The sequence below is a fragment of the Microcoleus sp. MON2_D5 genome, assembly GCF_036701905.1.
In the GTDB taxonomy this organism is placed as follows: domain Bacteria; phylum Cyanobacteriota; class Cyanobacteriia; order Cyanobacteriales; family Microcoleaceae; genus Microcoleus.
In genome coordinates this window covers 106,927-128,609 of sequence record NZ_JAUBRM010000003.1, presented here as the reverse complement: position 1 = coordinate 128,609, position 21,683 = coordinate 106,927, and the positions used below count along the sequence as shown (strand labels likewise).

Here is a 21,683-nt window from a genome sequence, read left to right as displayed (position 1 = left end):
CCTGGTAACGAGTAAACAATCAACAGTCAACAGTCAACAGTCAACACTTTAAAAATCATGGCAAAACTGCAACTAAAAAACCTCAATAAAACCTACAGCCCTAAAGTAGTGCCCGTAAAAGACATTAGCTTAGATGTCAGCGAGGGCGAATTTCTGACTTTGCTGGGACCCTCGGGATGCGGAAAATCTACGACACTCAGGTTAATTGCAGGGTTGGAACAGCCAACTAGAGGCGAGATTAGAATTGGCGATCGCGATGTCACTTATCTCAGGCCGGGCGATCGCGATATTGCAATGGTTTTTCAAAGTTACGCGCTTTATCCGCACATGACAGTATACGAGAATATGGCATCGAGCCTCAAACTTCGCAAAATCCCCTCCAGCGAAATCAACCGATTAGTGACAGAAGTTGCAACATCCCTCGGATTGACGGAATTAATCGATCGCAAACCCGGAAAACTATCAGGCGGACAGCGACAGCGAGTAGCCCTCGGCCGCGCATTAGTGCGCCAACCGGAAGTATTTTTGCTAGACGAACCTTTGAGCAATCTCGACGCATTATTGCGGGAAAAAGTTAGGGCAGAACTCAAACAATTATTTTCCTCCCAAAAAGCTCCTGTAGTGTACGTCACTCACGACCAAACCGAAGCAATGACGCTTTCTACAAAGGTCGCAGTTCTCAACAGCGGCAACGTGCAGCAGCTCGATCCGCCACACTTAATTTATACCCGTCCTGCAAATCAGTTTGTAGCCGGTTTTGTGGGCAGCCCGCAAATGAATTTGCTCGTGCTTAAATGCCAGGGAAATTTTGCTAAGTTGGGGGATTTTCGAGTTCCACTCCCAAATATGCCGACTGTGCCGCCAGAAATTGTTTTAGGAATTCGCCCTGAACACGTCGGCTTTGCAGATGCTGAGGCCGGCAATATGCCGGGCCCAGACGCCATTAAAGGTGAGGTTTATTTAGTGGAAAACTTGGGAATGCAAAATTTAGTTAGCGTCCGAGTTAAAGGCGTGGACTCAGTAACGGTGCGGGCTTTGCTGCCCAATGACCGCCACTGGAATTCAGAAATTGTAGAGCTGGTTTTCCCGCCTCAGTTGCTGCACTGGTTTGACGTGAAAACGGGCGATCGCTTGCAATAAGAATTTGCCCTGCATAGCATGATTGATTAGAAATGGTCTAACCCTGTGCTGAAAAATATTTTTTTTGCTTATAACTAAGTTATGACTTTAGTTAGAGGTAGAACTCTTTGGCTGCTGTTAAGGTGATATTCATGTGTGAAAAAGCTAATTGGCTGACACATAGGTTGCGTGTTTACCAGATTTTATCGCTAACCTATAACTCTATTTTATGTGGTTAATGGCAAGTTGAAGCTAAGTTGGCTTTCCCTCGCGTTAGCTGCTGATGTTGGAGCAAGTCAATTAGTAGATGAAAAAATGTTGAAAATTATCACCAATCAACTTAGGGAGTATGACCGAGATGAATTTGATTTCCACAGCCATTGCTCGCATTAGTTCCCTGCTTAAGGGCTTTCAAATCAAGAGTTTTTTGAGTGTTGTCCTAGTCGGTTTTCTGCTTCTGACAACAAATGTTGATTCGGCGCGCAGCAACCAAGGTTTTGGCGGGCAAGCCAGCTCAAAGGCAGATCTAAACAATTCTGAAAGACCCCAAACAACGCGGGAATGGAGGCAAGAAGCTCGCGAAACGTCAGACTCTCCGGGCGAACGAGTTCAGAAGATTGGTCAAGAGGCAGGAGCAGCCGTGAAAGAATTCGGTGAGATGTACCAAGACACTGCTAAGAGAAGTGTCCGCGACTTAAAGGATAAGTAGGTCCAGCTAAAAAAATCTAACACTGAGAAACCTGATTGCTGTAGGGGCAGCCTCAAGAGTGTTCGCCCTGGCGGGTTTCTCAAGGCGTGAACAGTTTGACGTTTAAATAGGTTGAGCTACTTAATACGGCAGAGACAATCAAGTAGGCGAACATAAATAAACTAAGGCTGACGTTCAAAAACCCGGTTTCTCATGTGAAACTGGGTTTTTGAGTAGGAAGCTTTTTATGTTAAATTAAATCAAAGTCGCGTTAAAAACCCCTTCATAAGACTCGGCGGTTGAAACTGAGATATTGCAAAATTCTCAATCAGCATTTCAAGGGCGTTGCTCAGAGCAACGGCCCACAATAAAATTGAACTATGAGTGGAACACGCCGGAAAGCTGGTTCATGAAAATGGTGCTCTTGGGTCAGTTAAAACCGCTTTTCACCTCAAACTCGTGTGTGGCTTCGATCGCCCCTGGAATGCGAGTTCGAGGTCAAACTACACAAACTTTTGTTCCTCTCGCTTGAGACTAAGAAATAAGCGGTAAGGCACTTAGGTTGCACCCTACACATAGAAGTTCCGCGTAATTCCTGATGAATAAACATTTTAACAGTCTTTGCTTGACCGGCCTGCTGTTCATCCTGCCCGTTTGTCCGGCAACAATTGCCCGCGCTCAACTTCCCGAAACTTCGGATACTAAGGCCAAGCAAACAAATCTCCTCAAAGATGAACTGTATTTTGGGTTAACTAAACCGGGAGGCGAAACAATTTCTGAAGCAGAATGGCAGGAGTTTGTCAGCGCAGTTATTACCCCTCGCTTTCGGGAAGGGCTAACGGTATTAGACGGATCGGGGCAATTTCTCAACACCTCGGGAATTCTGATTCGAGAAAACTCTAAAATAGTTATTTTGATTTATGAAAGTAGCCTGGAAAAAAATCAAGCTATTAATGAAATTATCGAAACTTACAAGCGCACTTTCCAACAAGAATCTGTGTTGCGGGCTACCAGCGAAGTTAAGGTTTCTTTCTGATGCGGTTATCCAATCAAGTGTATTTATGATATTATTTGTGCTGAGCAAGGTCATACCCTCAAAGATGAGTAGGGTGCTGGTGCAAGAAAAATCATAATTTTTGGGTATCGATCGCACACTGCAACAAGTCGTTAGAAAAACCTGCCCGGGAGAAAACAAAAACATGACGAACGACGGCAACCAAAAAGCTGAACCGCCGGAAAGCGATGATTCAAAAGATTTGGACGGTATGGCGAAAGCTTTTCTTGTGAGCGTGGCTTGGTCTTACGCAGAGGCATTGGAGCGAACGAAACGATCGCAAAATCCACAGGAAGCAGCGCCGGAATCTCCGACAGAACAAGTCGAACGCGATCCTGAAAAAAATTAATGAAAGACTATTAATGCGATCGATTTGCCAAACTATCTGTGCGATCGAATGCAATAGTCAGTTCGCTGTTTTGAGTTAAGAACAATCAACTCAGAACAGCGAACTGTGCAGCTAAAAGCGGATTTGTATTGGATTTTACAATAAAAAACTGAAAGCCCCGTGACCCTTCCCCAAGCTCAGGAAAAGCTTTAGTCCGGTGATGACAACTGCGTTGCAGGTGTGAACCTCAAGCTATATCTATTCTTAAAAGAGATTTAAACTAAACAAAGTACGGTTTTACCGCTACAGTGTACAAAACAAATAACTAATTTTTAGATCGGTCTCATGTCTAATTCAAAAATGATTGGCAAAGCGATCGCAGGTGGCCTTTGCTTCGGCATCCTCGCCAGCTTCAACGCTTCACACGGCCCCGCATCCGCAGCAGCACCAATAATTGCCCAAGAAACAGCAGCCCCGGCCGCTAGCAGCATCGACAAGCAACTCCTAGGCCAATGGCAAGGCACAGTCCCCTCCGGTCAGTCTTTCACCTTCGTCTTTGCCCCAGAAGGCAAATTGTTTCTCATGGCTAAAGGCCCGGACGGAGCCGCCCGGGCCAAAGAAATGAGGTACAAAGTTAATCTCGGTGAAAAACCGATGCACATTGATGTCGGTCTCAGCAGCACAGAAACCGTTCAGACTGTTTTTGAGTTGACTCCCGAAGGTCAAATGCGCCTTCAGTTGCAAGGCACCAATCCCGGAGAGGCGAGACCTAATTCCTTAAACGAACAGGCAACCGTGTTTAAAAAGGTCTCCGAGGCCACTGCACTGCCTGCTGACACTCAAGTCATCGGTTTTTGAGGAAAATTATTGGCAGCCAGAAGGCACTCCAGTAGTTCTGAGTTTTGAGTTTTAAGTTATAAACCATTTAAAATTCAAAACTCATCCACGGCGAAGCGTTGCGAGGAATGTTAGCTTTCGCCGTCGGTTATGCAAAGCAATCTTAAAATCTTCCTACTGCCTTCTGCCTTCAACAGGCCCTGCTACAATCCACTTAATCTCCATTTAACTGCCATAGACCTCCATGAGTGAAACCGTCCTAGAAGTTCGCAACCTGCGGGTTCAATTTCAATCTGCGGACGCAGGCGATGCGTCTGCAACCGTCAAAGCGGTTGACGGCATTTCGTTTGAGGTCAAGCGAGGGCAAACTCTGGGCATCGTGGGAGAGTCGGGGTCGGGAAAATCGGTAACATCCCTCGCTGTTATGGGTTTGCTGTCGAGTTCGTCAACGAAAATCGACGGCGAAATTTGGTTTTATTCGACAAAAGACGGTGCTAGCAAGGGGCCTGTGAATCTGCTGGAAATGCCGGACAGGGAAAAACAAACATACCGGGGCAGCCAGATTGCGACGATTTTTCAAGAGCCGATGAGTTCGCTAAATCCAGTTTATACGATCGGATTTCAACTCACAGAAGCCATTTGTTTGCACCAACAGGTGTCGCAGACAGAAGCGCGGCGCCAAGCTGCTTCTCTGCTGCAAGAAGTGAAGCTGCTACCGGGCGACGATGAACTCAGGCAGCGGTGTTTGGCTTTGCGGCAAGAGCATTCCCGGGCTGCTGCGGGGAATCAAGCAGTTATAGAGGACGATCGCGATTTGATGCAGCTCGTCAACGGCCAAAAACAAGCTATGCTCGATCGCTATCCCCACGAACTCTCAGGCGGTCAAATCCAGCGCGTGATGATTGCAATGGCCATTTCTTGCAATCCAACTTTATTAATTGCTGATGAACCTACCACGGCTTTGGACGTAACCGTGCAGGCAACAATCTTAGCTTTGCTGCGGGAGTTGCGGGACTCTAGAGGCATGGCAATGATTTTTATTACCCACGATTTGGGCGTCATTGCTGAAATTGGCGATACGGTGGCGGTGATGTACCGAGGCAAGATTGTTGAGTGCGGTGCGATCGAACAAATTTTTAGCAATCCCCAACATCCTTACACAAAAGGTTTATTAGCTTGCCGCCCAACTCTCGATCGGCAACTGCGCCGCTTGCCGACAGTTTCCGATTTTATGGATGTCACCACAAATGCTAGCGGCGAATTAGTAATTGTCGAGAAAAATGCCGATTTAGACGGCGACAGCAGCGGGGGAAATCCCGCTTTTGCAACAGGAAAACCGCCTCGGCTGCCGCATATTTCCGGCCCTTTGCTAGCTGTTGATAACTTGCGAGTCGGTTTTCCGGTGCAGGGAATGTTTGGCGAAACTAAACGCTTGTTTATGGCGGTAAACGATATTTCTTTTGAGGTTTACCCGGGCGAGACTTTGGGTTTGGTGGGCGAGTCTGGCTGCGGCAAATCAACTTTGGCGAGAGCTTTGCTGCAATTAATTCCGGTGGCCAGCGGTAAAGTGTTTTTTGAAGGCCAAGAAATTACGCCTCCTGCGAAAAGTAGTTCGGCAGCGCAGTGGATGGCTAATTATCGGATGCAAAAAGAGTACGATCGCAAATTGCGGTGGCTGCGGCGCGATATGCAAATTATTTTTCAAGATCCTTTTAGTTCTCTCGATCCGCGCCTAAATGTTGGGGATGCGGTGATGGAACCGATGGTGATTCACCGCTTTGGTAAGAACCAGAAAGAACAGCGCGATCGCGCGGCTTATTTGTTGGAGAGAGTGGGTTTAAATCCCGATTTTATGCGCCGCTACCCTCACGAGTTTTCGGGCGGACAGCGGCAGCGAATTTGTATTGCTAGAGCTTTGGCTTTGAATCCTAAGTTTATTATTTGCGATGAGTCGGTTTCGGCATTAGATGTGTCCGTGCAGGCGCAAGTTTTAAATTTGCTGAAGGAGTTGCAAACAGAGTTTGGACTGACTTATATTTTTATTTCTCACGATTTGAGCGTGGTCAAGTTTATGAGCGATCGCGCGATCGTCATGAACAAAGGTAAAATCGAAGAAATTGGCACTGCCGAGCGCATTTACCGCCAACCGCAACAAGCTTACACGCGGCAACTTATAGCTTCTATTCCAGCAGGGAATTTGGAGCGAATTCGGCAACAGCAACTAGGTCGCCAAGCTGCTTGGCCCCCATCGCCTGCGGATGAATCGAAACAGGTTTGATCTCTAGTGTTTGTTTTAAACTGGTATCAATTACCCATTGCCCGTTAGCAATTACCAATTACTAATTAGCCATTACGCGCGAACCTCTCGGTCAACGAAAAACTGCTACGAAGATTTTTTTCATTTTATCTTCACAAATTAGCAGTTTATTTTTATTTGAAATTCATAATTTATGGTCAAATTCAACCTGCTTGAACTTGACTCATATTCCGGGTTTTTCAACCCACAGCCAGGGCGCTCCGCGCAGTATTTTCCTAAATCAAACCCAGTTATTTCTACACAAAAAAAGTTGGGTATAACACGCTAGTCTAACGCGGTAAGCAGCTTCAGGGGCAGCCTACATAATTAGGTTCTGCACCTAGGAGTGCGAGTTTCTGCGCCCAAGACTAGCTAAATTAGGCCAAATGTCCAATGCCTAACAGCAATATCTAAGGCAGTATTATAGATAAACTCTCTCTCTGAGTCGGAAAAATTATAAAATGTGCACCCCAGCTAAAAAGAGATTGCTCGCTACTGCCGTAAATACACTTAGTTATCGGGTGGTTTTGCGTAAATTTACGTATATTCTTAAATGCTAGAGCTTGCCAAGAAGGAAATTTTTACAATATTTCAACCTCTTTATTGTAATTTTTAAATCAGGAAAAGTCCAAGTTAATATCGAGTCAAAAAATGAAACACTCACTTCAACTCGAAGCCTCAAAAAACGCTAAAGTGTTTAACTTACTGCCAGGGTTTTTAATAAAAATCCGAGAAGCCTTCACTAGAATACAAAAGGTAGAAAGCAGAAAGCAGGATGAAAAAACCAGATTAGCGACGATCGCCCCTAGCAGTGTATTCTCAATTTTGATAATTGTACTGCTTGTCTTAAACGGGTTGCTCGTAGCTGGCAGCGCTGATAATTTCTACGATAGCCAACTCGCCCTGGGATTTTTGGGAGTAGCAAATATTGTCTTTTTGGGGGTATCGGCGCGCTCAAACGCCTCTTGGGTCCTAGCGCGCAACGATCGCCCATCCACCGAACCCAACGGAAGTGATCGCTTTTTTAGCCTCTCGCTAGATATGCTGTGCGTCCTTAGTTTTGACGGTTATGTAACACTCATCAACCCAGCAGCAGAAAAAATGCTCGGCTATGCACCAAGAGAAATGATTGGCGAACTATTCCTTGAATTCGTGCATCCAGACGATCGCGAAGCTACTTTAAAAGAAGCTGAAAGTATTGCTGCGGGGAATAATACCGTTGGGTTTGAAAACCGCTGGCGCTGTCGAAACGGGTCTTACAAGTGGATAGCTTGGACTGCTACCCGTTTCTGCGAGGAAGAATTGATCTATGGTGTCGGCCGCGACATTACCGCTCACAAACAAGCAGAAGCAGCGCTGCAAGAGAGTCAGCGTTTTGTTGAGCGAATTGCCAATACCAGTCCGAATCTTCTCTATGTTTACGACGAAACCGAGCAGCGAAATGTCTACAGCAACCGCGAAATCGCTGACACCCTCGGCTATACCCCCGAAGAAGTTAAAAAAATGGGTAGCAGTCTGTTACCTACGATTATCCACCCTGAGGATTTAGCTAAATTTCCCGAATATTGGCAGCAATTAGAAAATGCTCCCGACGGCGAAGTTATTGAGTACGAATATCGGGTACGCGATCGACAGAATTGTTGGCACTGGTTAGTCAGCCGGAATATAGTATTTAGCAGAACAAAGGAGGGAAAAATTCAGCAGCGTCTCGGTGCTGCTACGGACATTACAGAGCGCAAAAGAGCAGAACAAGCTTTAGCAGAACAACTTAAACTTTCTGTATTTACAGCAGATGTGGGAATTGCTCTGACTCAAAACCAGACTTTGTTTGCAACTTTGCAATATTGCGCCGATGCAGTTATGCGCCATTTGGATGCTGCCTTTGCTCGGATTTGGACGCTGAATGAAGAAGAGAATGTATTGGAACTGGAAGCAAGCGCGGGGATATATACTGGCATTGACGGCGCTTACACCCGCATTCCTGTCGGCGAGTTCAAGATTGGTTTAATCGCCCTGGAGCGAAAACCTCACATCACTAATTCTGTGCAAGAAGATCCCCGACTCCACGACAAAGAATGGGCCTCACGAGAAGGAATGGTGGCTTTTGCTGGATATCCGCTAATTGTTGACAATCAGTTGCTGGGAGTAATAGCGATGTTTGCTCGCCAGGAGTTGAATGAATCAACACTGGTTGCTTTGGCCTCTGTAGCAGATGCGATCGCCCTGGGAATTAAGCGCAAACAAACAGAAGAAGCTCTCGCCAGACAAAAGCAAACTTTGAGGGCAATTATTGACAACGCTCCGATCTGGGTATGGATGGTAAATGCTAGCGGGCGGATGTTATTAGTTAACAAAACTTTCTGCGAAGATGTGGCTATTCCAGAGTCAAGATTTTTAGCAGCGTCTCACTATTCCGAAGTTTTGGGATTAGAACAATCTGCTAACTGCATGGCATCTGACGCGCAAGCGTGGAGCCAAGATATTCCATATTATTCTGAAGAAATTCTTCAGCTTACTGATGGTGCATATCACCAGTTGGACACAATTAAAACTCAGGTCAAAGATGATTGCGGTAACGCGATCGGCTTAATTGGCTTGGGTTTGGACGTTACACAACAAAAAGAAGCTCAACGAAAATTGCAAGCTTCGGAAGCGAGGTTCCGCAAGTTAGCGGAGCAGGAAGCGCTGCTGAACCAGCTAGCTAGCAATATCCGCGAATCTCTGGATTTAGATACTATTTTAGCAACAACCGTGCAGCAAGTTCGCGAGTTGCTGCAACTCGATCGGTGTCTGTTTTTTTGGTATTTGCCCCACGAGCCATCACCAGTTTGGGATGTGATCTCCGAGGCAAAAAATACCGATTTACACTCGCTCTTGGGTTTATATTCTGTCAATCCAACTGCTTCTCTCGCTCAGCAGATTGGGAATTTAGAAATAATTCGTATCGACGATGTTGAGGCATTAACCGATGCAGCAGAACGGGAATTTTTAAGGTATGTAGGCCTCAATTCTCTGCTGGACATTCCCGTTCAAACACAGTCGGGTAAAATTGGCGCGATCCTCTGCGGTGCTTGTAGCGGGGTGCGGCTGTGGAGAGACGAAGAAGTGGAATTATTAATGGCAGTAGGAACTCAATTGGCGATCGCAATTAATCAAGCCGAACTTTACGAAAAATCTCGCCTCGCCGCCGCCGAATCAAAAGCAACAGCAATGCAGCAAAAATTGCTCAACCAGCTAGGCAGTCAAATCCGCGCTTCTCTCGATTTAGATACTATCTTGGCGACAACTGTGCAGCAGATTCGCCACTTGCTGCAACTCGATCGCTGTCTGTTTATGTGGTATACGTCCGATGCCGAGACGGCTGCTTGGGATGTCGTCCACGAAGCTAAAAATGATGACTTGCTCCCGCTTTTGGGTTATTACCCTGCTGAGGTAACGGGGCCGCTGGCGCAAAAAATCGCTAATTTGGAAATCTATCAAATAGATGATGTTGCAGCTTTCAGCGATCCAGTAGAAAGGGAATTCTTTTTGCAGGTGGGTTACAAATCTGTCTTGAATTTGCCGATTAAGAGTGCAGGGGGTTTAACTGGAGTTGTTGGCTGCACTTCTTGCCACGAGGTGCACAGGTGGACAACAGACGAAGTGGATTTGCTATCGGCAATTTGCGATCAATTGTCGATCGCCATCAGTCAATCCGAACTCTACACTCAAAGCGTCGATTCAGCTCGGATAGCACAAGAACAAGCTGCCAAACTCGAAGTAACTCTGTGCGAACTCCAGCAAGCTCAAACTCAACTCGTGCAGGCAGAAAAAATGTCGAGTCTCGGTCAGATGGTAGCAGGAATTGCCCACGAAATCAATAACCCGGTCAGCTTTATTTTCGGCAATCTTACCTACACAGAAGAATACACCACAAACCTGATGAAACTGCTGCAAATGTATCGAAATGAATACCCAGAACCTTCTCCAGCTCTTCAGGAGGAAATAGAGGTGTTAGAAATGGACTTCTTGCTAGAGGACTTGCCGAAAATGCTGTCTTCTATGCAGATGGGAGCTACTCGCATCCGGGATATCGTGAAGAGTTTGCGGAATTTCTCTCGCCTTGATGAAGCTGACATGAAAAAGGTTAACCTTCACGAAGGCATCGACAGCACATTGATGATTTTAGAACACCGTCTGAAAGTTCAGCCCGATCGCCCAGCAATTCAAGTCGTTAAAGAATACGGACAATTGCCGCTGGTGGAGTGCTACGCCGGACTGTTGAATCAGGTGTTTATGAATATTATCGCTAACGCTATTGACGCTTTACAAGAACCGCTACAAAATCCGGGAATTATCCGCATTCGTACAGAGGTAGAAGGTACTTTCGCTCTGATTAAAATTGCTGATAACGGTGCAGGTATAACCGCTCAAGTCAAGCAGCGGATATTTGACCCGTTCTATACTACAAAACCGATCGGTTCGGGTACTGGGATGGGTTTAGCGATTTCCCACTCAATTATAGTCGAAAAACATAAAGGTGAAATCAATTGTATTTCCGCTCTAGCGAAAGGAACTGAATTTACGATTAAGATTCCGCTTAAAAGCACAAAATTTTAAAATATGTTTGTAGGAAAAGTTACTAAGGTGAGTTAGTGGGAAAAACTAGAATTTTTTGTACTAACCTTAAGATTGGCGCATCCTACAGACTACACACAGATAATAGTTATTTTACCCAAAAGTTGTAGGGTACATATTGGGTAGCCTACAACTAAAATTGATATGATATTAAAAATCTAAAATCTAAAATCTAAAATGGCATTACCTCCCGGCAGTTTCGGTTTACCCCTAATTGGCGATACAATCAACTTTTTGCAAGATTCCCAATTCGCCAAAAAACGCCACCAGCAGTACGGGCCCATTTTCAAAAGCAGCATTTTCGGACAGCCTACCGTGTTTATGTCTGGCCAAGAGGCTAATTTGTTTGTTTTAAGCAATGACAACCAATATTTTGTTGCGACTTGGCCTGCCAGTACGAGAGCGCTTTTAGGGCCGCTTTCCTTGTCGCTGCAAACGGGTGCTAACCACCAAAATCGGCGCAAGTTGCTGTACCAAGCGTTTCAGCCGCGAGCTCTGGTCGGCTACGTCGGCGCGATGGAAAATATCACTCAGCGCTATTTGGAAAAATGGGCAAAAATGGAAACCATGACTTGGTATCCTGAACTCAGAAATTATACTTTTGATGTGGCGGCTAAGTTGTTAGTTGGGATTGATAATGGTTCGGAAACGGCCCTAGGACATAATTTTGAAACTTGGTGCTATGGTTTATTTTCGATTGCTTTAGATCTGCCTTGGACAAGGTTTGGCAAAGCTAAAAAGGGCAGGAAATTACTGTTAGCAGAACTGGAAAATATTATTCGCGAGCGCCAACAAGGAACCCCTAGTGGCAATGATGCTTTGAGTTTGCTGATTTCGGCTCGCGATGACGAGGGAAATAGTTTGAGTTTGGATGAGTTAAAAGATCAAGTGCTGTTGCTGCTGTTTGCGGGACACGACACTTTAACTTCGGCGATCGCCTCTTTTTGCCTTCTCCTAGCTCAAAATCCCGATGTGATGGCAAAAGTGCGGGCCGAACAGCAGCAGTTCCCCGCAAGTGAACCCCTAACATTGGAACAGCTCAAACAAATGACTTATTTAGAACAGGTTATGCGAGAAGTGCTGCGTTTAGTTCCACCGGTGGCAGTTATTTTTCGGACGCTAATTAATGCTTGTGAGTTCGGCGGCTATGAAATTCCCAAGGGTTGGAGCGTGCTTTCTGGGATTACTCAAACCCATCAGGATAGTCAACTTTATCCTGAACCCGATCGATTTGACCCCGATCGATTTAGCTCCGAGCGATCGGCTAAACCTTTTAGTTATGTGCCCTTTGGCGGCGGTTTGCGAGAATGTTTGGGCAAAGAATTTGCACGATTAGAGATGAAGTTGTTTGCGGCAAAGATTGTTCGGGAGTTGGAATGGGAGCTTTTACCCGATCAAGATTTGAATTTAATCGCAGTACCGACTCCGCGTCCCCGCGACGGTTTGCGAGTGAAATTTCGTCGAACAACAATGAAATAAGTAGAAGCTTCAGTTATACACCCTCCTGATTTTCCTCTTCTTCTTGAGAACAGGCTTTTCGACCTGTTCCACAAGAGATGAATTTTATTGTGGGGAGTAGGGGTTGGGCTTCTAGCCCGCCCTGAAAGCCTGATTGATAATGGTGCAATATCTCAGCCTCAATCAACATCCAATTGCATCGGCCCCAAATACTTAGTTAAATAAGGCGAAAACACCTCATAAATCAGCGTCAGGGGCTTCCCGTGATGCCAAAACAAATAGTGTCGCCCCCAAAAAGGGCCCGACTCTTCAAACGCTGATTCCAAAGCAGGCGAATCACCGCAATAAATGCCCTGCACATCGCGATACAATTCTGTCCGCAGTCTCGCTAAACTGGCCCAAATTGGCAAAGATTTATTTTGTAAATATTCATCTACGTGGCTCGCTTCCCACCAAGAAGTTGCATAGGCTAAGCGCTGTCCCGAAGCAGTCCGCAGCCACACTTGGCGGCGCAGGCGCGGCCCCGGAACGGCGACAATTTGCTGGGGCGCGCCGTCTGCGTCTTCACCCACTAAAGACATATCGATCACATCTACTTCAGTGGGTTCCCCTGTCAGCAGTTGCAGGTGACGGGTGGGGGAACCGTCGCCCAAGAGCAGTATTTGCCACGCCGGTGCGAGCTTGGTGTGGGGTAAACCCTTTTGTACTGCGTCTTCTGCTCCTTCCCACAGGGGGTTGAGAGCGTGCCAGGTTCGGCTGTTTTTAGGTGTGAATGTTGCAGTCAAGGGTCTTTACAAAACTTAATTTTTTGTTTATTATAACGCTTCTTCAATTATCCACTCAAAAATTAAAAATTGATCGACCGAGGACGATCGCCCATAGGATGTCCGGTTAAATAGTTATAATACTTCTGTTCGGGATTTTTATTCTTCCTTCTTCCTTCTTCCTTCTTCCTTCCACTATATGTTACGAATAACCGAAATAAAACTCCCCCTCGATCATCCTGAAGATGCGATCGCTAGCGCCATTCTCAAAAAGCTGCAAATTCCCCCCGAAGAATTACTCAGCTATTCCATCTTCAAGCGCAGCTACGATGCTCGTAAAAAAGCAGAAATCCTCCTTGTCTATATTGTGGATGTAGAGACGACACAGGAAAAGCAACTTCTCCAACGCTTCAAAAAAGATCCTCATGTAATGGTGACGCCAGACACGAATTATCGTTATGTAGCCAAAGCCCCCAGCAATTTGACGATTCGCCCCATTGTGATTGGTACAGGGCCGTGCGGTATGTTTGCGGGTCTGATGCTGGCACAAATGGGGTTTCGCCCCATCCTTTTAGAACGCGGAAAAGCAGTGCGCGATCGCACGGTTGATACCTTTGGATTTTGGAAGAAAAAAGCAGAATTCAACCCAGAATCTAACGCTCAGTTTGGCGAAGGTGGTGCGGGTACTTTTTCCGATGGCAAGCTCTACAGCCAAGTTAAAGATCCTCAGCATTATGGGCGGAAGGTGTTGACGGAACTTGTAAATGCGGGAGCTTCACCGGAAATTTTATATATTAATAAACCGCATATTGGCACGTTCAAACTGGTGGGAATTGTCCAAAGTCTTCGCGCCCAAATTGAATCATTAGGCGGAGAAATTCGGTTTCAAAGTCGTGTAGAAGATATCCAGATCGAAAATGGAAAAGTGCAGGGACTTACCCTCGCCAGCGGAGAATATATTGCTAGTAATTATATAGTTCTGGCGGTGGGACACAGCGCCCGCGATACTTTTGAAATGTTGTTTTCGCGCGGGGTTTACATTGAGGCAAAACCTTTTTCCATTGGTTTTCGGGTGGAACATCCCCAAACTATCATCGATCGCTGTCGTTTTGGCGATCGGGCCGGTCATAAGCTTTTGGGTGCCGCCGATTACAAACTGGTTCACCATTGCCAAAACAATCGTTCTGTGTATAGTTTCTGTATGTGTCCCGGTGGTTTGGTAGTGGCGGCTGCGTCAGAACCGGGGCGACTTGTCACTAATGGGATGAGTCAATATTCTCGCAATGAACGCAATGCTAACAGCGGGATTGTGGTGGGTATCACGCCGGAAGATTATCCGGGTCATCCCTTAGCCGGAATTGAGTTTCAGCGTCGCTTAGAAGAACGGGCATTTGAGTTAGGAGGTAGCACTTACAACGCCCCTGGGCAGCTTGTGGGGGATTTTTTGGCGAATCGCCCTTCCAGGGCGCTAGGCAGTGTGCAGCCGTCTTATACGCCGGGAGTTGTGATGACTGATTTGAGCGAAAGTTTGCCAGATTATGCGATCGCAGCTATCCGCGAAGCACTTCCGGCTTTTGACAAACAGATTAAAGGATTTGCGATGGATGATGCGGTTTTGACTGGGGTGGAAACGCGCACTTCTTCACCAATTCGGATTAAACGCAAGGAAGATTATCAGAGTTTGAATACAGAAGGTCTTTATCCTGCTGGGGAAGGTGCAGGATATGCGGGTGGAATCCTATCGGCTGGGATTGATGGGATTAAGGTGGCGGAGGCGGTTGCTTTGAGCATATTGCAATCTTCAAACCACAAAATTTGAGGCTGGATTTGAGGATTTTTAGATGATTTGAAGATTGCCGTCAACCGTCAACTCTCAACTGTCAACTGTTCAAACAGCAGCTAAACGCGATCGAATTTCCGTATCGGTATACTCAGGCGTCCAGCCTTCTTTGGTGGTAAAATAGCGCACCGCTTTAACTTTCCGGACTGCTGTCAAATAAAACCAGTGTTCTGTATTCGCCGGCACGTTGATAAATTCTTCCGGCTGCACTGTGAGTTCGACTTGGCTGCCGTCGGGCCGCACGAAGCCGAAAATGCCCTCACCTGCTACGATATAGCGGACTTCATCATCGGCGTGGATGTGGCACTTGCTGAATTTGGACAGCATGGTGTCGAGGTTGGGAATGTCTGGGTGCAGTACAATTAAGTCGCGATCCTGATAGCCTGCACTTTCCGACAACTGGTGAAAGTAGCCGTCGAGGGCTTGCAGCACTTGCTCTTTTTGATTGTCGTCAAGAGCATCTTTAGCTAACAAATTTTGAATTTCAGCGCTGTCACCCACTGGCCAGCGGTTGAGTTGAATGTTTAAGGAAGCGAGTTCTCGGGTAATGTCGCTTTGTTGAGTGTAGGTTGTACCGTTTTCGAGTCGCAGGATAGCCATTTTTGCACGTTCCAATTTTTGGGTGAGGCGATACACAGGCACTGTGAAAGATGTTTGTCGATCGCGCCTGTACCATAATCACAATTTTAACGCTAATTTGAACAGGCAAGATGCCTGTTCCACAACAGTTCAATATTTGTCGCGATAATATTGATAAGTCAGGCCCCAGCTAGCACCAGCAGCGATCGGCAACACTGAAATATTTTAGATGTAATTTTTGCAACAACCATGCCTACTTATACTGGAATTTCTAGCGAAGCTTTTCAACATCCCCTCGATCGCCAAGCCGAGGCAGCATTGCGGAGCGTGCCTGGATTTGACTTAATTGCCAGCAAATTTGTAGAATTTGTCTACGAACGACCGCAATTCGTTTACCTAATGGGAAATAGCATTCAAGTCGGCCCACGCCAATATGCCAGCATTTATCATATATTTCGGGAGTGCGTGCAGGCTTTAGATGTTTTTCCAGAACCAGGTTTGTTTGTTTCTCAGAATCCCTCCGTTAACAGCTATGCCCTGGGGAAAAACCAGCCTTATGTAGTATTAAACACTGGTCTTTTAGATTTGTTGGACGAGGCGGAACTGCGGGTAGTCTTGGCTCACGAGTTGGGACACATTAAATGCGGCCATCCAACTTTAAATCAAATGGCGATGTGGGCGATGAGCGTCGCATCGACAATTGGCGAGATGACTTTCGGTTTGGGAAATATGGTCGGTAGCGGTTTAATTTTCGCTTTTTACGAGTGGCGGCGCAAGGCAGAATTGTCGGCGGATCGGGCGGCTTTGTTGGTAACAGATGACTTAAACAGTGTGATGAAGACGATGATGCAACTGGCGGGAGTTAGCAGTAAATATGCTGACCAATGCAGTTTGCAAGAATTTATCCGCCAGTCTGACAACTATCAAGAGCTCGATCGAGACAATCTCAACCAAGTGTATAAATTTTTACTTTACAATGGCGGCCAGGGCGTGATGCTGAGTCACCCTTTCCCAGTGGAACGCCTGCGCTATTTGCGAGACTGGGCCAGTTCCGAGGAATACCGCCAAATTAAGCGGGGGAACTACAAGCGGGCGGTAGCTGAGGGTGCGGTTGATGTGAAGTCCCAAACGCCTAACAGCGAGACGGAGGCTTTGCGCCGTCAGATTGAAGAGTTGCAGCGGGAGATCGAGAGACAAAAATCAAAGCGAAACTAAGTTTAAATTCCTCGTCCCCAGGCTGTGCCTGGGAACCAGCTAAATGTTTTGTTGAAGATTTACCGGATTTGAGGGAGGGAGAAACGTAAAAGTAAGGTAAACCAGTGAGAGACTTACTCGCAACTGGCCTCCAATCTAAAAACTGTCCCCTCCTTTCGGAAATCTGTTTGTGAGGAGGTGTAGTTTAAATCAAGAGAAGCTTATAAATCAACGGGGCTAAAAAAAATGAATATTGATACCGCAATGAATACTAACAAGCCAACTTCTAATTTTTTCGGCAATGTGGGAAAAGTCGCGATGGCTCTGACTCTTCTAGCCGCCGGCATGGCATTTACAAATCCTGGGAGAGACAAATACCTAACTTATGCTTCCGGCGTACTCCAAACCGAGTTGGAAAGCACTGTGTGCAAAGATTCTCGGGTTCCGAAAGCTTTGAGCGGCATTACAGATACTTTGATCGGCAGTTGCAAGAATTTGCTGACTTCGCAGCGGGACACGATCGAAAGCTTGCTCGACAATACAACGCAGCGTCAAAATTTAGGTGTGGTCAGTATTTACACAACTGAATTAGGCAAAAAAAGCTATCAAACGGTTGGAGCTTTTGGTAATTTTGTTACCCTGCCACCGAGTTCTGAAAATGCTCCAAATTAGACTCAAATTAAGTTCAATTGTCGAAACCGGGTTTTGTAGAAAGCCCGGTTTTTGCTTACGTAATTCTCTCTCAGTAAATCTCAATAAATTCGGAGAGCGGTAGCACATATTTTTAATGAGGCCCGCTATTAGAGACAAAATATTAAGTTTTATTAAAGAAGAAAAGTTATTGTCCCACTTAATATTAACATAAACGCTATAAAGTTTGATGTTTAACAAATAAGCAGATGGCAATGCAATTAAGTAAGGGTGAGAGATTTAATATCTCTAAAGAAGCGCCCGGTTTAAAAAAAATGGCGATCGCCCTAGGTTGGCAGGTGACAGGGGCAGGAGAAAGCTACGAGATTGATGTCTCTGCCTTTATGCTAGGTGCTGACGGCAAAATCCCTAACGATAAATATTTTATCTTTTACAATAATCTGCAATCCGGTGACAGTTCGGTACTGCAATTGATTCGGGATAAAAACAAGCGAAGTCAAGAGAATAAAACGATTTACGGCGTTATCTTAAAAAGAGTTAATCCTGAAATTGAGGAAATAACTTTTGTTGTCACTATTGACGAAGCAGAAAAAATTAATGCAAATTTTAGCAATATAAAAAATGCTTTTATCAAGATTTACAATTTGGATACAGAAAAAGAACTTGTTCGTTATGAATTAAAAGAGAATTTTTCGCGAGAGACTGCTGTAGAATTTGGTCGCTTGTATAGAAAGAATGGAGAGTGGAGATTTCAAGCGGTAGGAGCAGGATATCAGGCAGGATTGCAGAGTTTTGTGGATAAGTATTGCAGCTAAAATATGAGCGCTCGAAAAATCTCGCCGGCTAATTCTGATAGCAGCGGCACTATAACTCGCAGCAGGCGAAGAAGCAGAAGGTAAACCGCTGTGACATTAGTTAGTAGACGACAAAATCTGCTGGTAAGCATCGATGGTTTGCTGGGCGATCGCATCCCAGTTATAATGCTTTTTGGCATACTCTTTGCCGTTCAATCCCCGCCGTTGGCGTTCCTGTGGATTCAGAAGTGCAGATTTAATTGAATTGGCGATCGCCCCTACTTCCAAAGGTTCCACCCAACCAGCTTCTGCTTGCTGTATGTCTTCGGCAATATGTATGCGATCGGAAATGGCGACAGGTACACCCGCAGCCATCGCTTCTGCTACAGCAATGCCAAAGTTTTCGTAATAAGAAGGCAAGACAAATAAGTCGGCGTTTGTCAACAGTTCACTTTTTAAATCGCCGCTCACAAAGCCAGTTATTGTTGTGTATTGTGCTAAGATTGAATTCTGAATTTGTACTTTAATTTTTGTTTCATAAGCAGCATCTTGGGGATTTGAGCCTGCTAAAATAAACTTAAAATTTATTCCCGCTGCCAAAATACTTTCTAATGCTGTAATTAGCAAGTCAAGCCCTTTTTTAGGTTCAATTCGCGACATAAATAAGATAATTGGCACTTGAGATTCGGGCAATCTCTTAGGAAACAAACCTGCTGTCACCCCCAATGGAATCACCAGATCCAGTGGCCCAGGCATCTTGCCTGGGAAGTCCAAATCCCGTGGCACAGGCATCTTGCCTGTGCAGTCCAAACCAAATCTTTCTGAGATTTTAGCCTCTTCTTTACTTGTGAAATGAATGGCGGCCGCCCCTGCTAAATTAGGGCGTTCTAAAACTGCTGCATAAATCTGTTTTAAGCGCTTTTTTTTCTGCAAATCGGCGGGGTCAAGCATACCGCAGGGACGGATAATATACGGTAAGTGGCGATATCTAGCAATTGTGGCAGCAAAGGTAGTTACCGGTGAGAAAAGAGCGTGAATGTGGGCCAGGTCAAATTGTCGCGCATTTTCATTCAACCACTGCAATAACGAGAATGAAAATTTATATCGGCGCCAGGGATAACAGCGGAAATAAATAATCTGATAGCCGTTTTGTTGTATTGGTTGATTTAAGGGGACATCTAAGGGATGTTGACCGATATCTCCGTTAGAATCTGTGGTGATAATTGTGAGCTCAATACCTCGCGAAGTGAGGGCGTCCGAAAGTCCGAGTACCATTTGACTCGGCCCGCCGTAGACGAGGGAAATGGAGGGGATAATTTGGAGAATTCGCATGGGGGATAGTTCTTTCGGCGTTGCTTAATCAGGGTATGAATCAACTTTTCTCTTGATGTTACAAAACTCACCCTTCGAGGGCTTATAGCAATTCCGAAATTTTCCATTCATACCCTGATTAAGCAACACCAAAGAATATCAAGTGAGAGATAAACGCAGTCTAATGAGGCATTTAATTTTGGTATTTTGTGCCTACACTTTTATCCTCTGGCATACCTTAATCGGAGGATTAAGACGTAGATGGGCAAATAAACCTTTAAACACCTTTACGGAAGCGCTTGAAGCATTTCGGACAGCAATATCTTTTAGGTTTGTCAAGTGGCTGAATGAAAATTGGGACGTATTCTCTGCTTACAAAGCTAATTTGGGCTTTATTTGGGCTTGAAATTTGTTTAAGTCCCGTTAAAAATATCCCTCTAGAAGTACGGTCTCAATATCCAGAAATTGAGTGGGAAAAAATCACCGGACTCAGAAATATCCTTATTTTTTCAGACATTAGATATAAATATGCTCAAATCTGTCATCTTTAAGATATAGATTTATGGTGAGTGTTTATTCCTTTTCTAAGCTATTTGTATTTTAGATAACAAATTCTAAAAGAATAAGCCTGAATAATATATTTGCTTTGATCTAGATGGATCAGGGGATTACAGACATTTACCATAAAAAAGCAAGCTATGCCGAATCGACGTGATTTTCTTCTTGGTGGGACTGTAGCTGCGGCTGCGACCTTGTTACCAAGTAAATTGACTGCTCAAACTCCAACCAATCGATCGGAAATGGCAGCTTTACAGGAAGGATATGTGGGACAGTATCAGGGTGGTGTGTACTTACTGCCAGCCAATGATGAGACAGTCCAATGGGGTTGGTTTAATAATGCAGAGACACCCCGCGCTCGGATTAAATCAGGGGACACCGTTGTCATGGAAACCATGATGGCTTCCATGAATCAAGTTTTGCCGGGGGTATCGATCGAAGAAATTACTAGACTGCGGGTAAATAATCCCGGTCGTGGACCCCATACGATTACAGGGCCGATCTTTGTAGAGGGCGCAGCACCCGGAGATACTCTCAAAGTCAAAATTAATCGGATTGTGCCTCGTTCCTATGGCTCGAACTGGAACCTGCCGGGTAATCTTGCCCTAGGGCAATTCCCAACTAGCTTCCCTGAACCCCAAGTAAAACATTTCTTCCTTGACCTCAAGCGTGGGGTTACAGAATTTTTGCCGGGGATTGAATTACCTGTGCGTCCGTTTCCCGGTATTCTTGGGGTGGCGAGGGCTGAAAGTGGACAATATAGCACCGTACCCCCTGGACCTTTTGGCGGAAACCTCGACTGTAGAGAATTAGTAGAAGGCACAACGATTTACTTACCAGTGTTTGTGGATGGAGCTTTATTGTGGTCTGGGGATTCCCATGCGGTGCAAGGTAATGGTGAGATTAATTTAACAGCGATCGAGTCTGCCTTTAATGAACTGAACCTGACTGTAGAAGTAATTAAGGGTAAACGCCTGACTTGGCCACGGATTGAGTCAGATACTCATTGGATAACGATGGGTTATGATCGAGACCTCAATATTGCGATCAATATTCTGGAAGAAGAAACCCTAAAATTTCTTGCTGAATCTAAAGGCTTAAACAGTAATGAAGCTCGTCAATACATGGCAAACTACGGTGATTGTCGAGTAGCAGAGGTGGTCAATCAACTAAAAGGGGTCTATTGTATGTTACCGAAACAACCAACTCCAGTCCTTGCCCCTAACCCTACCACTGATACCTCAGATAGTTTTGTCACCCATGCCATCGATGGTGATGCAATGCAGGCTATGAACATGGCGGCCATGAGTCTAATTGAGAGAATGCAGACCCTAAAAGGACTTGTACCCCTTGATGCCTATTCCCTTGCCAGTTTAGCCATGGATGCACGGATTGGCAAAATAGAGCCGGGAGCAAAACATCTACATTGCTTGATGCCCAAGTCTCTCTGGGTCAGAAGTTAACAGCAGTTTGCGTTCAGATAAGTGGTGGTGCGATCCCCCTAAATCCCCTTATGTCCTTTGGACAGGCTACGCCAACAAAAGGGGGACTTGAAGATCATTAACTTGGCTTACCAGAATTAAATTTGCTGGGCG

16 protein-coding genes and 1 pseudogene are annotated in these 21,683 nt (G+C 45.5%); 14 read left to right on the top strand and 3 right to left on the bottom strand.

The window, feature by feature from the left end:
• Window positions 1-57 precede the first annotated feature (57 nt).
• From QUA47_RS02035 to QUA47_RS02000, 8 genes are all read left to right on the top strand, one after another.
• Window positions 58-1,140 carry an ABC transporter ATP-binding protein gene (locus QUA47_RS02035; RefSeq protein ID WP_333429521.1) on the top strand — a complete coding sequence of 361 codons (1,083 nt, stop codon included), beginning with the start codon at window positions 58-60 and terminating at the stop codon, window positions 1,138-1,140.
• Between the two features lie 328 nt (window positions 1,141-1,468).
• The gene (locus QUA47_RS02030) at window positions 1,469-1,828 is read left to right on the top strand and encodes a hypothetical protein (protein WP_333429520.1); all 360 of its coding nucleotides are present in this window, start codon (window positions 1,469-1,471) and stop codon (window positions 1,826-1,828) included.
• A gap of 577 nt (window positions 1,829-2,405) precedes the next feature.
• Window positions 2,406-2,843, top strand: a complete 438-nt coding sequence (locus QUA47_RS02025; protein WP_333429519.1) for a DUF3574 domain-containing protein — start codon at window positions 2,406-2,408, stop codon at window positions 2,841-2,843.
• Window positions 2,844-3,006: 163 nt separating this feature from the next.
• On the top strand, window positions 3,007-3,210 hold the full coding sequence (locus QUA47_RS02020; protein ID WP_190658517.1) for a hypothetical protein: 204 nt from the start codon (window positions 3,007-3,009) through the stop codon (window positions 3,208-3,210).
• Between the two features lie 324 nt (window positions 3,211-3,534).
• Window positions 3,535-4,047: a hypothetical protein gene (locus QUA47_RS02015; protein WP_333214374.1), complete on the top strand. Its 513-nt coding sequence runs from the start codon at window positions 3,535-3,537 to the stop codon at window positions 4,045-4,047.
• Between the two features lie 223 nt (window positions 4,048-4,270).
• A complete protein-coding gene (locus tag QUA47_RS02010) occupies window positions 4,271-6,304 on the top strand; it encodes an ABC transporter ATP-binding protein (RefSeq protein ID WP_333429518.1) in 2,034 nt (677 codons plus the stop codon).
• 669 nt (window positions 6,305-6,973) lie between these two features.
• Entirely contained in the window at window positions 6,974-10,921 is a 3,948-nt protein-coding gene (locus QUA47_RS02005) for a GAF domain-containing protein (RefSeq protein ID WP_333429517.1), read from the top strand.
• Between the two features lie 195 nt (window positions 10,922-11,116).
• Window positions 11,117-12,418: a cytochrome P450 gene (locus QUA47_RS02000; protein WP_333429516.1), complete on the top strand. Its 1,302-nt coding sequence runs from the start codon at window positions 11,117-11,119 to the stop codon at window positions 12,416-12,418.
• Between the two features lie 158 nt (window positions 12,419-12,576).
• Here QUA47_RS02000 and QUA47_RS01995 read toward each other — a convergent pair whose 3' ends face one another.
• A complete protein-coding gene (locus tag QUA47_RS01995) occupies window positions 12,577-13,182 on the bottom strand; it encodes a chorismate lyase (RefSeq protein WP_333429515.1) in 606 nt (201 codons plus the stop codon).
• Window positions 13,183-13,360: 178 nt separating this feature from the next.
• Between QUA47_RS01995 and QUA47_RS01990 the strand changes: the two genes are divergently transcribed.
• The gene (locus tag QUA47_RS01990; protein WP_333429514.1) at window positions 13,361-14,980 is read left to right on the top strand and encodes an NAD(P)/FAD-dependent oxidoreductase; all 1,620 of its coding nucleotides are present in this window, start codon (window positions 13,361-13,363) and stop codon (window positions 14,978-14,980) included.
• Between the two features lie 69 nt (window positions 14,981-15,049).
• Here QUA47_RS01990 and QUA47_RS01985 read toward each other — a convergent pair whose 3' ends face one another.
• Window positions 15,050-15,601: an acireductone dioxygenase gene (locus QUA47_RS01985; protein WP_190659756.1), complete on the bottom strand. Its 552-nt coding sequence runs from the start codon at window positions 15,599-15,601 to the stop codon at window positions 15,050-15,052.
• 228 nt (window positions 15,602-15,829) lie between these two features.
• Here QUA47_RS01985 and QUA47_RS01980 point away from each other — a divergent pair, with 228 nt between their 5' ends.
• The 3 genes from QUA47_RS01980 (at window position 15,830) to QUA47_RS01970 (ending at window position 18,240) form a co-directional block, all read left to right on the top strand.
• The gene (locus QUA47_RS01980) at window positions 15,830-16,795 is read left to right on the top strand and encodes a M48 family metallopeptidase (RefSeq protein WP_333429513.1); all 966 of its coding nucleotides are present in this window, start codon (window positions 15,830-15,832) and stop codon (window positions 16,793-16,795) included.
• A gap of 225 nt (window positions 16,796-17,020) precedes the next feature.
• Complete coding sequence (locus QUA47_RS01975) at window positions 17,021-17,446, top strand: DUF4359 domain-containing protein (RefSeq protein WP_333429512.1); 426 nt, start codon at window positions 17,021-17,023, stop codon at window positions 17,444-17,446.
• A 227-nt stretch (window positions 17,447-17,673) separates the two neighbouring features.
• Window positions 17,674-18,240, top strand: coding sequence for a TerD family protein (locus QUA47_RS01970; protein WP_333429511.1), 567 nt, complete (start codon window positions 17,674-17,676; stop codon window positions 18,238-18,240).
• A gap of 96 nt (window positions 18,241-18,336) precedes the next feature.
• On the opposite strand, the gene hpsP is transcribed toward QUA47_RS01970, so the two are convergent.
• Complete coding sequence (gene hpsP, locus QUA47_RS01965; RefSeq protein WP_333429510.1) at window positions 18,337-19,551, bottom strand: hormogonium polysaccharide biosynthesis glycosyltransferase HpsP; 1,215 nt, start codon at window positions 19,549-19,551, stop codon at window positions 18,337-18,339.
• Window positions 19,552-19,681: 130 nt separating this feature from the next.
• On the opposite strand from hpsP, the pseudogene QUA47_RS01960 reads away from it, so the two are divergent.
• Together QUA47_RS01960 and QUA47_RS01955 are read left to right on the top strand one after the other, a co-directional pair.
• Window positions 19,682-19,936, top strand: a pseudogene (locus QUA47_RS01960) (IS701 family transposase); the annotation flags it as partial.
• A gap of 292 nt (window positions 19,937-20,228) precedes the next feature.
• Window positions 20,229-21,551 carry an acetamidase/formamidase family protein gene (locus QUA47_RS01955; RefSeq protein ID WP_333429509.1) on the top strand — a complete coding sequence of 441 codons (1,323 nt, stop codon included), beginning with the start codon at window positions 20,229-20,231 and terminating at the stop codon, window positions 21,549-21,551.
• Window positions 21,552-21,683: the final 132 nt, after the last annotated feature.